The sequence below is a fragment of the Pseudogracilibacillus sp. SO10305 genome (genome assembly GCF_037072005.1).
Lineage (GTDB): Bacteria > Bacillota > Bacilli > Bacillales > Amphibacillaceae > Pseudogracilibacillus > Pseudogracilibacillus intestinigallinarum.
The window spans coordinates 422151-435160 of record NZ_JAXHDE010000001.1 but is presented as its reverse complement, the minus strand read 5'-3'; the positions used below and the strand labels follow the sequence as shown (position 1 = coordinate 435160).

General features: G+C 34.5%; 15 protein-coding genes. All 15 read left to right on the top strand.

The genetic code is table 11. From position 1 onward, the window contains the following. The first annotated feature begins 40 nt into the window (after window positions 1-40). Window positions 41-388: a YojF family protein gene (locus SPD45_RS02280; protein ID WP_336265977.1), complete on the top strand. Its 348-nt coding sequence runs from the start codon at window positions 41-43 to the stop codon at window positions 386-388. Between the two features lie 257 nt (window positions 389-645). Beyond that, complete coding sequence (gene bshB2, locus SPD45_RS02275) at window positions 646-1329, top strand: bacillithiol biosynthesis deacetylase BshB2 (protein WP_336265976.1); 684 nt, start codon at window positions 646-648, stop codon at window positions 1327-1329. Window positions 1330-1354: 25 nt separating this feature from the next. Continuing rightward, a complete protein-coding gene (locus SPD45_RS02270; RefSeq protein WP_336265975.1) occupies window positions 1355-1726 on the top strand; it encodes a phage holin family protein in 372 nt (123 codons plus the stop codon). A gap of 189 nt (window positions 1727-1915) precedes the next feature. Next, window positions 1916-2845, top strand: a complete 930-nt coding sequence (hprK, locus tag SPD45_RS02265; protein WP_336265974.1) for an HPr(Ser) kinase/phosphatase — start codon at window positions 1916-1918, stop codon at window positions 2843-2845. Window positions 2846-2863: 18 nt separating this feature from the next. Then, entirely contained in the window at window positions 2864-3712 is an 849-nt protein-coding gene (lgt, locus tag SPD45_RS02260) for a prolipoprotein diacylglyceryl transferase (RefSeq protein WP_336265973.1), read from the top strand. 5 nt (window positions 3713-3717) lie between these two features. Further along, the gene (locus SPD45_RS02255) at window positions 3718-4665 is read left to right on the top strand and encodes a nucleoside recognition domain-containing protein (protein WP_336265972.1); all 948 of its coding nucleotides are present in this window, start codon (window positions 3718-3720) and stop codon (window positions 4663-4665) included. After that, window positions 4655-5290: a pyrophosphatase PpaX gene (gene ppaX / locus SPD45_RS02250; RefSeq protein WP_336265971.1), complete on the top strand. Its 636-nt coding sequence runs from the start codon at window positions 4655-4657 to the stop codon at window positions 5288-5290. The genes SPD45_RS02255 and ppaX overlap by 11 nt, the downstream gene beginning before the upstream one ends. Window positions 5291-5293: 3 nt before the next feature. Beyond that, entirely contained in the window at window positions 5294-5809 is a 516-nt protein-coding gene (locus SPD45_RS02245; RefSeq protein WP_336265970.1) for an acyltransferase, read from the top strand. Between the two features lie 104 nt (window positions 5810-5913). Further along, on the top strand, window positions 5914-6855 hold the full coding sequence (trxB, locus tag SPD45_RS02240; RefSeq protein ID WP_336265969.1) for a thioredoxin-disulfide reductase: 942 nt from the start codon (window positions 5914-5916) through the stop codon (window positions 6853-6855). A gap of 399 nt (window positions 6856-7254) precedes the next feature. Beyond that, a complete protein-coding gene (gene rapZ / locus SPD45_RS02235; protein ID WP_336265968.1) occupies window positions 7255-8133 on the top strand; it encodes an RNase adapter RapZ in 879 nt (292 codons plus the stop codon). A gap of 7 nt (window positions 8134-8140) precedes the next feature. Then, window positions 8141-9109, top strand: a complete 969-nt coding sequence (locus tag SPD45_RS02230) for a gluconeogenesis factor YvcK family protein (protein WP_336266061.1) — start codon at window positions 8141-8143, stop codon at window positions 9107-9109. A 6-nt stretch (window positions 9110-9115) separates the two neighbouring features. Then, window positions 9116-10057: a DNA-binding protein WhiA gene (whiA, locus tag SPD45_RS02225; protein WP_336265967.1), complete on the top strand. Its 942-nt coding sequence runs from the start codon at window positions 9116-9118 to the stop codon at window positions 10055-10057. Between the two features lie 88 nt (window positions 10058-10145). Beyond that, the gene (locus SPD45_RS02220; protein WP_336265966.1) at window positions 10146-10397 is read left to right on the top strand and encodes an HPr family phosphocarrier protein; all 252 of its coding nucleotides are present in this window, start codon (window positions 10146-10148) and stop codon (window positions 10395-10397) included. An 89-nt stretch (window positions 10398-10486) separates the two neighbouring features. Beyond that, window positions 10487-11674, top strand: coding sequence for an alanine racemase (locus SPD45_RS02215; RefSeq protein ID WP_336265965.1), 1188 nt, complete (start codon window positions 10487-10489; stop codon window positions 11672-11674). Then, window positions 11662-12981, top strand: coding sequence for a D-arabinono-1,4-lactone oxidase (locus SPD45_RS02210; protein ID WP_336265964.1), 1320 nt, complete (start codon window positions 11662-11664; stop codon window positions 12979-12981). Before SPD45_RS02215 ends, SPD45_RS02210 begins: the two co-directional genes overlap by 13 nt. Window positions 12982-13010: the final 29 nt, after the last annotated feature.

Sequence of the window (13010 nt, the reverse complement as noted above, 5' to 3'; positions counted from 1 at the left end):
GTAAGCTATAAAGAGGGATGAAAGAGGGGGAGTATGTAACGTGAAAGCTATTAACAAAACGGAAGTACAAGAAATACTAGATCGTTTTAAAGGCAAAGAAGTATATTTACATTTAGAAACGACAAATGGCGCATATGCGAGCCATTTTGGAAATAAAGGTGTTAATGTTGGTGCATATATTCGAAATGCAAAACTAACGTATACAGAAGGAAGAATTGAAGGTACACCGGAATCTTATCGAATCGGTTTGAAATCAGAGCTTGGTTGGGTATATGCAGAAGGGTTAAGAGAATGGGAAATGTTTGAACAAAAACTATTAGTTGCCGGTCATGATACAGAAGGTCGATTAATGGTTGCATTCCAACTAAGTGAAACGCCATTCGAATAAAAATAATAGAATTATATTTTAAAATGTGGGTGGACTGTTTCTATATGAAAATTCGTACTTGTCCTATAATAAACATTGATAGGATAGTACGAATGCCATACATGGAATGAGCAAGTATACTTGTTAAATGTGTAGTAATAGTGATGTTTTACTAGTTCAACATACGGCAAGGAAAAAGGCAGTGCCTCATTTTCAATGGAAATGACAAAAGCTAATATATGGCATGATAGAATTGATTAGAAAGAGGGAATACGATAATGGAAAAACATAGACATGTTGTCATTGTATATCCACATCCGGATGATGAATCATTTGGTGGTGCTGGTACAATATATAAATGTAAGGAAGCAGGGGTTCCAGTAACATATTTATGTGGAACTTTAGGGCAAATGGGGCGAAACATGGGAACACCTCCATTTGCAAATAGAGAAACATTATATAAATTCAGAGAAAAGGAATTAGAGGATGCATGCAAGTTTTTAGGTATTGATTATAAGTTGCTCGGATATCGTGATAAAACATTAGAATTCGAAAACAAAGTAGCACTTGCGGCACATGTGAAATCTGTTTTAGAAGAAATTAATCCGTCACTTGTTATTACACATTATCCAGAACACGGGGTACATCCAGATCATAATGCATTAGGAGAGGCGACAATTGAAGCGGTTCGCTTAATGGAACACGAAAACCGTCCGACAGTTTGGGCTTCGGCGATTACAAATGATTTTGAAAAAGTTCTGGGAGAACCAGAGGTAACGATTGCACTAGATGATGACATGGTAAAATTCAAACTAGGAGCTATTTTTGAACATAAATCACAAGCACAAGGGATGCTAGAAAAAATGAACGAACAAAATCCTTCAGCTGAAACGAAAGATTATTTAGAACGTATGAAAGAACGTTTAGGAAAAGAACGTTTTTATATTTGGAAATATGACTAATTAAAACCAATTGGAGGTTGATTTTATGTTTGGAAGAATGTTCATAAGTTGGTTCATATCAATCTTTCTATATGCAGTTGCATTAATTGCTGTTACACAATTATTCGAAGGTTTTTATATTGAAAATTTCCAAACGGCATTGTTAGCTAGTATCGTCTTATCGATACTAAATGCATTTGTAAGACCATTATTAATTATTTTTACATTACCACTTACTATTTTTACATTCGGCTTTTTCATTTTAGTTATTAACACGATTACGTTATTATTAGGCGCAAAGGTGATGGGGTCAGCATTTGAAATTGATGGCTTCCTTATCGCATTCATTGCATCGATCATCATTTCATTACTGAATACTTTTTTACATCGTTTAGTTGGAGATATAAAAAGAGCATAAAGATAATGAAATGTGCAAAAGAGGTTAGGGCACAAATTAGTAAGCTTCTTACAAAAACTTACTTTTTGTTCTGCCCTAACCTCTTTATTTTCCGTATCTATTGTTTTCGATAGATATATTATGTAAGAAACGGTAAAATGAAATTGTTGAAATGATTTAAACATACATACTTTCTTGGGGGTAGAGCAGATGCGTGTCGTAAGAACGGAAGACTTATTAAAAAACTTTAATCTTACACTAGTTGCTGGTGAGGATGGCATATACCGTGAAATTAATTCGAATGATATTCATCGTCCTGGCTTTGAAATGACTGGATTTTTTGAATATTACCCGAAAGAAAGAATTCAAATAATTGGAAAAACAGAGATGAATTACTTTAAAAATTTATCGAAAGCTGATCAGGAAGATCGTGCTCGACGTTTATGTACTGATATAACGCCTGGCATTGTTATTTCTAACTGGATGGACATTCCAGATGTATTGCTTGATGCCGCAAATGAAGCAGGAGTTCCAATTTTAAAATCGCCACGAACGACGAATAGAGTAATTGTTCGAATTACAAACTATTTAGGTTCAAAATTTGCACCGACGACAGCTGTTCATGGTGTACTCGTCGATATTTATGGTGTTGGTGTTCTTATTATGGGACAAAGTGGTGTTGGTAAAAGTGAAACGGCATTAGAGCTTGTTAAACGTGGTCATCGACTTGTAGCGGATGATAGTGTTGAAATTCGTCAAGAAGATTATGATACTTTAATAGGAAGTTCGCCTCCGTTAATTGAGCACTTATTAGAAATAAGGGGATTAGGTATATTAAATATTATGACGTTATTCGGTGCAGGTGCCGTAAAAAATTATAAACGTATTTCTTATGTCGTACAATTAGAATTATGGGATGATAAAAAGCAGTATGAACGACTAGGCATTGAAGAAGATACGATGAAAATAATGGATGTACATGTACCAAAGGCAATCGTTCCCGTACGACCAGGACGAAATTTAGCTGTCATCATTGAAGTTGCCGCGATGAACTTTCGTCTAAAACGAATGGGTGTGAATGCCGCAGAGGAATTTTCACAACAGCTTGCAACGATGATGAAAAATAATAATGAACAATAAGATGTAGGAGTGATTATGTTGATGTGTGAAGCAGAACCGTTAAATAGGGTTTTTCTTGAAATCGGTTCTTTATCTATTTATTGGTATGGCGTCATCATTGCAACTGGGTTGTTTTTAGGGTTGTATTTGGCGACAAAAGAGTCGGAACGTTTAGGATTACAAAAAGATATCATGATCGATCTCGTTGTATTTGCAGCACCAATTGCAATATTATTTGCAAGAATATATTATGTTATATTTGAATTTGATGCATATCGAGGACAGCCATGGTGGAAATTTATCGCTGTATGGGAGGGCGGTATCGCTATTCATGGTGCTTTAATTGGGGCAGTATTAACAGGAATTGTTTTTGCGAAAGTGAAAAAGGTATCCTTTTGGCAAATTGCAGATATAGCTGCACCTAGTATTATTTTAGGACAAGCGATTGGCCGTTGGGGAAACTTTATGAACCAAGAGGCACACGGGGGACCAATTAGCCAAGCGGCATATGAAAATTTCCATCAATATTTGCCGAATTTTATTATGGACCAAATGTGCATTAATGGTGTGATGTATTATCCAACATTTTTGTATGAATCGATTTGGAATATAATTGTCTTTACAATATTAATTTTAATGCGAAAATATAATCCATTACGTGGAGAAATTTTCTTAAGTTATATTGCTTTATATTCTGTCGGTCGGGTCTTTATCGAAGGATTACGTACAGATAGTTTATATTTTGGACCACTTCGTCAAGCACAGTTACTATCAATTGTTTTAATTGTAGGAGCTATTATCATCATTATTATTCGTCGTAAAAGTGGTCAAATTGATCGGAAATATGACGGATCGAACATTTCATCTAAGAAAAAGAAAAGGAAGTAATAGGCATGTTTGGAATTGCATCACGGGGGTTAAAAGAAGGGGCTAGTGTATTTTTAGTGCTAGCAAAAATCATCTTTCCAGTTACAGTTATTATAACGATTTTACAATATACACCTGTTTTACCGTTTTTCATTGAATTAATTGCACCGTTCATGCATGTGTTAGGTTTAAGTGGAGAAGCTGCTATGCCATTAGTGTTGGGGAATGCACTCGGATTATATGCTGGTATTGGAGCGATTATTTCGTTTGATTTTACAGTCAAAGAAGTGTTTATTATGGCGATGATGTTATCATTTTCGCATAATATATTTGTCGAGTCAGCAGTTGCATCACGAGTTGGTGTAAGCTGGTGGCTCGTTTCCCTTATAAGAATTGTTTTAGCAATTCTTTCAGCACTGATTATTAATCTCGTATGGGATGGTGGTGCTGAAATAGCGCAATATGGATTTTTAGCAAGTTCGGAAGTAGTGTTGCATAGCTGGGGAGCGATTGTTTTACATGGGTTTAAAACGGCTCTCATGGCAATTGTTCAAATTTCACTCATTATTTTTCCGTTAATGATTATGATGCAATTTTTAAGAGAACTTGGTTTTTTACATAAAATATCAAAATTATTTGCGCCATTTACGAAAATGCTCGGAATGAAGGAAAACACATCTTTTACATTAGTCGCTGGAATGATTGTTGGTTTATCAATGGGAGCAGGCGTAATGATTCAGGCAGTAAAAGAAGATGGGGTGTCAAAGAAAGATACGATATTAGCACTAATCTTTCTCGTATCATGCCACGCCGTAATTGAAGATACGGTCGTCTTTATTCCACTTGGAATTCCAGTTTGGCCACTATTATTCATTCGATTCCTTACTGCAGTTGTTTTAACAGTGATTGTTGCAGTTGTATGGAATCGTATGGAAAAGACTCAGAAAGGAAGAAAATTAAAATATGAACATTGATACAATTTTATTTGATTTAGATGGGACATTGTTAGATACGAACCGATTAATTCATGAATCTTTTGTATATACATTAGAACAATATGGTTTTCAGTTTTCAGATGAAGAAATTTTGCAGTTTAATGGACCACCTTTAGTCCATACGTTTACAGAATTGAATCCTGAAAAAGTCGATGAAATGGTACAAACATATCGGACACATAATTTAGCACGACACGATGATTACGTTACATTGTTTCCCAATGTAAAAGAAACATTGGCACAACTAAAACAAAAAGGGATCAAAACAGCCGTCGTATCTGCAAAGATGCGTCCAGGAGTAGATAAAGGGCTACAATTTACAGGGATTGAACCATATTTTGATACGATTGTAACGATTGATGATGTACATCATCCGAAACCACATCCAGAATCATTACAACTTGCTATGGACCGTTTAGGCAGTAAACAAGAAAATACGCTTATGATTGGTGATAATTATCATGATATTGAAGCGGGAAATCGGGCGGAAGTGGATACTGTTGCAGTAAGTTGGACACATAAAGGTATTGATTTTTTAAAACAATATAATCCGACGTACGTGATTGATGATATGAAACAATTATTAGATATTGTTGGGGTGTAAACAATGCGAAAAACGGAACGATATAAAGTAGAGGATGCAAATTCATTATGGCGTATTTATAAAACTGTTTCTTTCTTTAAAGTAATGAAAAGTTTTATCGTCATTCAAATCGCTCGTTATACACCGTTTTTAAGTGTGAAAAATTGGTTATATCGGACGTTTTTAAAGATGAGAGTTGGGAAACAAACATCTTTTGCATTAATGGTCATGCCTGATACGATGTTCCCAGAAAAAATTTCTGTCGGGGATAATACGATTGTCGGCTATAACACAACAATTTTAGCACATGAATATTTAATTGATGAATATCGTATAGGAGAAGTGAATATCGGAAGTAATGTCTTAATCGGTGCGAACTCGACGATTTTACCTGGTGTAACAATTGGGGATGGGGCAATTGTATCGGCAGCATCACTTGTTCATAAAGATGTGCCTCCAGGTGCATTTGTCGGTGGAAATCCGATGCAGTTAATCTATACAAAAGAAGAAATGGAAGCAAGAAATAAGAATGAATCATAGATTGTGCAATTGTGAGCATATTAATAGAAAATAAAATGTGATTCAATTAAGCTATAGATAGAGAGATAGTAGATGAAAATTTACGTGTGAAAGGGAGATAAAAAATGGCAGATGAAAAAGTATATGATGTCATTATAGCAGGAGCTGGACCAGCTGGTATGACAGCTGCAGTGTATGCATCAAGAGCGAATTTGGATACGCTAATGATCGAACGTGGCATGCCAGGTGGACAAATGGTCGATACAGAAGCAATTGAAAACTATCCTGGATTTGAAAGTATTTTAGGACCGGATTTATCAACAAAAATGTTTGATCATGCGAAGAAATTTGGAGCAGAATATGCTTATGGAGATATTAAAGAAGTAATTGATCATGGCAATCATAAAGAAATCATTGCTGGGGATAAATCATATAAAGCGAAAGCAATTATTATTTCTACAGGTGCAAAATATAAGAAATTAGGCATTAAAGGGGAAGAAGAGTTAACAGGTCGTGGAGTTTCCTACTGTGCTGTTTGTGATGGAGCGTTTTTTAAAGAGCGTCATTTAGCCGTTATTGGTGGAGGAGATTCTGCGGTTGAAGAAGGTATGTATTTAACGCGTTTTGCGAGTAAAGTAACGGTTATTCATCGCCGTGATACATTACGTGCTCAAAAAATTTTACAAGACCGTGCATTTGCTAACGAAAAAATGGAATTTATTTGGGATACGGTTGTAGAAGAAATAAATGAAAAAGATGGTAAAGTTGGTTCTTTATCATTAAAGAATAGGAATACTGGCGAAGCTTCAGAATTTGATATTGATGGTGTATTCGTTTATATTGGAATGGATCCATTAAGTGAACCATTTACTTCTTTAGGAATTGTTGATGAAGAAGGATATATTGAAACAGATGAAAATATGGCGACGAAAGTTCCTGGTATATATGCTGCGGGCGATATTCGTGTGAAAGATTTACGTCAAGTTGTAACGGCAACAGGGGATGGAAGTATCGCAGCGGAGTCGGCAATTAAATATATTGAAGAAACAGCTTCAACAGTAAAATAAGGAGAAATGCATCGATTAAAAAAAGTAATCACTTTTTAACTTTTTTGTAATCGATTGGCAACAATTATTTTATATAATGTATGTATAAACTAATTGACCCCCTTTAATAAATTAGTTCATGGCACAAGTATTTTACTTGTGCTTTTTTTATGGGAAAATATACAACTGGACGATTTTAACATATGCACCAACTCAATAAAGAGTCCCTCACAACTAATTCCCCAACACTTACATATGAAATTCAAACAATATATAGTCCTTTTCATAATAAAATCGATCAAAATTATCGTTTTTTAGAAACTATGTCGAAAACATATACATCGTGTGATGATTCATTTTCATCTTTCTTGTATAATAGAATATATAGAAATATATTTATGTTGAAATGGGGGATTTAAGATGCCAAGTGGGGAAACGAAGTTTGTGATTATTACAGGAATGTCAGGTGCAGGAAAAACAGTTGCAATTCAAAGTTTCGAGGATTTAGGGTATTTTTGTGTTGACAACTTACCCCCAACACTGATTCCGAAGTTTTTAGAATTATTAAAGGATACGAATAACAGTATGCAAAAAGTCGCCTTAGTTATTGATTTAAGAGGTCGTGACTTTTTTGATGAATTGCACGCATCCTTAGATGAAATTGCGAAAGAAGACTGGATTGAAGAGCATATTTTATTTTTAGATGCGACAAACGATACGTTAGTAAGACGTTATAAAGAAACACGTCGTTCACATCCATTAAATATTGGTGGGTTACCTTTAGAAGGAATAAAAAGTGAACGAAAAATTATTGATCCTTTACGTGGAAGAGCACAAAGGATTATTGATACATCTACATTGAAACCAAAAGAATTACGTGAAAAAATTCATCAATTATATGCAGGGGAAAAAGAATCTGTCTTTTCCATCCATTTTGTTTCTTTTGGATTTAAACATGGCGTACCGATTGATGCAGATATTATGTTTGATGTACGTTTTTTACCAAACCCATTTTACGTAGAACAAATGCGTCCATTAACAGGTCAGGATAAAGAAGTATCTGATTATGTGTTTAAATGGTCAGAAACAAAAACATTTAACCAAAAATTAATCGAACTTTTGCATTTCACCATTCCATTCTATAAAAAGGAAGGAAAATCACAAATCGTTATCGCAATCGGTTGTACAGGCGGACAACATCGCTCTGTTGCGTTAACCGAATATTACAAAGAAGTATTCGCACCATCCTATGTTACGCATATTACACATCGTGACATAGAGAAGAGAAAGGCACATTAATATGTTTATGCAAAAGCCAAAGGTTGTTGTCTTAGGTGGCGGCACAGGAATGCCAGTATTGTTAAAAGGGTTAAAACATCTTCCGATTGATTTATCTGTCATTGTAACAGTAGCTGATGATGGGGGAAGTTCAGGGAAAATTAGGCAAGATATGGACATTCCTGCTCCAGGTGATATCCGAAATGTCATTGCTGCTTTAGCAAATGTGGATGATGAAATGAACGAAATGTTTCAACATCGTTTTCAAACAAATAATGAATTATCTGGTCATGCATTAGGAAATTTAGTACTCGTTGCTTTAAATCATATGACTGGAAATTTTTATGAAGCTGTAAAAAAGTTAGCGAACATCTTTCAGGTAAATGCGAATATTATTCCGGTCGTTAATGAGGCAGTCGTGTTAAATGCGTTAATGGATGACGGTTCCATTATTATTGGGGAATCTAATATCCCCGTCCACAATAAAAAAATTGATCGAGTGTTTCTCACACCGAATAATGTAAAACCGCTACCCGAAACAGTAGAAGCAATTTTGGAAGCGGATGTGATCGTCATATCACCGGGAAGTTTGTATACGAGTATATTGCCGAATATTATTATAAGTGATATTGTAAAAGCTTTAAATGAAACAAAGGCAAAAACAATGTATGTTTGTAATGTGATGACACAGTTGGGAGAAACGAATGACTATGATGCGACATCACATGTTCAAGCGATTTATAATCATATTGGTCCACATACGATCGATGCGATTGTCGTACATAAGGAGGCTATTTCAAAACCAATTCGTCAAATATATGAGAAGGAACAATCATTTCCAGTTACGTATAATATAGAAGAATTAGAACAATTAGGATTAGAGGTAATGGAAGAACATATATTAGATCCTCACAAAACAGTTGTTCGTCATAATAAAGAAAAAATTGCGGAAATTATTTATGATTATGCAATGAATAATATGAATGGTAAAGGATGACGTGAAATGTCATTTACTTCAGAAATAAAAAAAGAACTTATTACATTAGAAGATGATCTCTGTTGTAAAAAAGCAGAGTTAACTGCACTTATCAGAATGAATGGTGTTATTTCTAATATAGGTACATCTATTATGTTAGATGTTCAAACAGAAAACGCTGCTATTGCTCGAAGAATTTTCACATTAATGAAAGAAGTATTTCCGAGTAATATAGAAATTCTCGTTCGAAAAAAAATGAAATTAAAGAAAAATAATATTTACATCGTTCGTATGAGGGAAGCGGTCGATGAATTATTTTCAATCCTACAAATAGAATATGAAGATGAAGGATTTGAATATGGTCCAATTTCAGCAATGTATGAAAATGATTGTTGTCATCGTGCCTATTTACGTGGGGCATTTATCGCGAGAGGATCCATTAATAACCCTGAAACTTCTTCGTATCATTTAGAAATATTTAATCTCGACCCAGAACATAACCACGAGCTATTGCAATTAATGAATGAATATAATTTAAAGGCACGTGAACTACAACGAAGAAATGGATATATCGTTTACATGAAGGAAGCTGAAAAAATAACAGAATTTCTTAATATAATCGGGGCACACAAAGCTTTATTTAAATTTGAAGATGTCCGCATTGTCCGTGATATGAGAAACTCAGTAAATCGTATCGTCAACTGTGAAACGGCTAATTTGAATAAAACGATTAGTGCATCAGTAAGACAGGCGGAAAATATTAAATATATTAAGGAAACTGTAGGGATTGAAGCATTACCAGAAAGGTTACAAGAGATTGCAAAAGTACGGTTAGAATATCCAGAAGTTCCGTTAAAAGAACTTGGGGAATTACTTCCTTCCGGTCCATTATCCAAGTCTGGTGTCAACCACCGATTAAAGAAAATTGAACAATTTGCACAACAACTTCAGGCAAATGATAGCGAATGAATTCGTTTTCATTTGCTTGATGTAAATGATATAATAAGAATAATTTAAAATTTGATCTAATACATACAGATAGGAAGGGTGAATGTGATTGGTTGAAAAAGTTGTAACAGTTTCATTAGAATCTGGACTACAAGCTCGACCAGCAGCACAATTCGTTCAAGAAGCGAATCGCTATAGTTCGGATTTATTTTTAGAAAAACAAGGAAAGAAAATTAACGCAAAAAGTATTATGGGATTAATGAGTTTAGCGATCATGAATGGGGAAGAAGTAACATTGATTGCTGATGGAGAAGACGAAGAAACAGCAATTGAAGGATTAATTGCATTCATCACAGAATAAACATGATAAAAGATGCATGTTCAATATGAGCATATCTTTTATTATGGTAAAATTTCAGAAGATTCCAATACTTCTTTTGAGGTGAGAGGATGAAAGACTACACATATTATAACGATGTATTACAAAACGAAGCAAAGCCTACTTTATTTCTTGAATTAGAAGCATTTCGGGCAAATTTGAAAGCGGTTGCAAATAGTGCGAAAGGGAAACGGATTAGAGTAGCGAGTAAATCGATTCGTAGTGTTGAGGCATTACGTTATATATTTAATTATTCATCCGTTTTTCAAGGGGTAATGTGTTTTACAGGGGAAGAGGCACTGTATTTACATGAACAAGGTTTTGATGATTTATTAATAGCATATCCGATATGGAATGAGAAGACATTAAAAGCGATTTGTGAAAAAGTAACAAAAGGTGCCATCATTACTGTCATGACAGATAATATAGAACATTTAAACCGGCTGGAAGAAATCGCTAAACAAACAAATGGACATTTCTTAGTTTGTATTGATATCGATTTGTCGACAAATCATTTTGGTTTGCATTTTGGTGTGCACCGTTCTCCATTAAAAGGGCTTAAAGAAATTAAGGATTTTATTGATATTGTTTATGAAAATGATTATTTTACATTGGATGGTGTAATGGGGTATGAAGCGCAAATTGCTGGTGTAACGGATGCCGACCCAAGGCATACAATAAAAAATACGACGATCCGTAATTTAAAAAAGCAATCGCGAAAAGAAATTATTTCAAAGCGAAAGAAAATAATGAAATATATAAAAAAATATAAAATTGATGTCCGTTTTATAAATGGTGGGGGAACAGGTAGTTTACATGATACTGCAACCCAGCAAAGTGTAACAGAAGTAACAGTTGGTTCAGGTTTTTACTGTCCACATCTATTCGATAAATATGATGAATTCAAATTACAGCCAGCATTATTTTTTGCATTAGAAATAACGAGGAAACCTGCAAAAGATATATATACATGTTTTGGTGGTGGATATATTGCTTCTGGTGCTGTTGGAGAAGATAAATGGCCTGAAATATATGCACCTGAAAAAGCTAAGTTCACGGCAAATGAAGGTGCAGGTGAAGTACAAACACCAATTGTATATAAGGGGAAACAGCATCTTAACTTAGGAGATATCATTATTTTTCGTCATAGTAAAGCTGGAGAAATATGTGAACGCTTTCATAAAATAGCCGTGATTGATAAAGGGAAAATATTAGAGCATTGGGAAACATACAGGGGGGACGGACAATGTTTTTTATAAAAAAGAAACGGGCAGTATTTTTTAAAAATTGGTCTGAATCTGTACATTGTTTACCAAATCATTATGAAGAGCCAGAAGATTTACATGCGTTAAAAAATATTATCGAGCGTGCTTATATGGAAAAAGAAACGATTCGCGTGGTTGGTTCCGGGCATTCATTTACACCACTTGTTGCGACGAGTGAAGTATTAGTATCTATTGGGAAATTATCTGGCATAGAAAAAATAGATAGAGAGAATCAGCTCGTCACAGTGTGGGCGGGTACGCCATTAAAAGAATTAGGGTTACAACTGCATAAAGTAGGGTATGCTATGGAAAATTTAGGTGATATTAATGAACAAACGATTGCAGGAGCAATAAGTACAGGAACACATGGTACTGGAGCAGAGTTAGGTAGTATATCGACACAAGTACATAGTTTAACAATTATGAAGGCAGATGGGCAATTATTGCATATTAGTCCTAATGAAAATGCATATTTGTTAAATGCCGCAAAAGTTTCTTTAGGATTGCTTGGGATTATTGTAAAAGTAACATTACGTGTTTTACCGGCATATCAACTTACAAGCCATAGCTATAAAGAAAGCTTTATGCAATCTTTACAGCAATTAGAATTATTACGGCGATCCAATCGTAATTTTGAATTTTTTTGGTTTCCTTATACAGATACCGTTCAAATTAAAATAATGAATGAAGATAACTATACAATTACAGAAACAAAAAAACAAAATATGTTTAAAAAGGTCGTCATTGAAAATGGGTTATTCTTCGTACTTTCAGAAGTTAGTAGAGTCGTCCCAAAAACAGCCAAAATGATTAGTGCCGCATCTGCAGCAGGTGTACCAATTGGAACAGAAACCGCGCATAGTCATGAATTATACGCGACCCCTCGTTTAGTGAAATTTAATGAAATGGAATATTGTATTGATGCCAAATATATGCCAGACGTATTAAAGGAAATAGATACATTAATTCGTACTTATGAATTTGCTGTTCATTTTCCAATAGAATGTCGATATGTTAAAAAAGATTCTATATGGTTAAGTCCATCATTTGAAAGGGATTCTGCTTATATTGCTATTCATATGTATAAAGGAATGGAATTTAAGCGATATTTTGAAGAAGTAGAGAAAATATTTGCGAAATATAATGGGCGACCACATTGGGGGAAAATGCATATGATGCAGTATGAACAGTTAAAAGAAGTGTACCCTAAATTAGAAGAATTTTTAGACTTACGAAAGGAACTTGATCCTGAAGGAATGTTTTTGAATGAATACGTACGAGAGTTGTTTCATATTAGGTGAAAAAATGGGACAAAGTCGTTATCGATATT

Coding starts and splice junctions, on each gene's coding strand:
- bshB2 (WP_336265976.1), top strand. CDS start 646: ATGGAAAAACATAGACATGTTGTCATTGTATATCCACATCCGGATGAT.
- SPD45_RS02270 (WP_336265975.1), top strand. CDS start 1,355: ATGTTTGGAAGAATGTTCATAAGTTGGTTCATATCAATCTTTCTATAT.
- hprK (WP_336265974.1), top strand. CDS start 1,916: ATGCGTGTCGTAAGAACGGAAGACTTATTAAAAAACTTTAATCTTACA.
- SPD45_RS02255 (WP_336265972.1), top strand. CDS start 3,718: ATGTTTGGAATTGCATCACGGGGGTTAAAAGAAGGGGCTAGTGTATTT.
- ppaX (WP_336265971.1), top strand. CDS start 4,655: ATGAACATTGATACAATTTTATTTGATTTAGATGGGACATTGTTAGAT.
- SPD45_RS02245 (WP_336265970.1), top strand. CDS start 5,294: ATGCGAAAAACGGAACGATATAAAGTAGAGGATGCAAATTCATTATGG.
- trxB (WP_336265969.1), top strand. CDS start 5,914: ATGGCAGATGAAAAAGTATATGATGTCATTATAGCAGGAGCTGGACCA.
- rapZ (WP_336265968.1), top strand. CDS start 7,255: ATGCCAAGTGGGGAAACGAAGTTTGTGATTATTACAGGAATGTCAGGT.
- SPD45_RS02230 (WP_336266061.1), top strand. CDS start 8,141: ATGCAAAAGCCAAAGGTTGTTGTCTTAGGTGGCGGCACAGGAATGCCA.
- whiA (WP_336265967.1), top strand. CDS start 9,116: ATGTCATTTACTTCAGAAATAAAAAAAGAACTTATTACATTAGAAGAT.
- SPD45_RS02215 (WP_336265965.1), top strand. CDS start 10,487: ATGAAAGACTACACATATTATAACGATGTATTACAAAACGAAGCAAAG.
- SPD45_RS02210 (WP_336265964.1), top strand. CDS start 11,662: ATGTTTTTTATAAAAAAGAAACGGGCAGTATTTTTTAAAAATTGGTCT.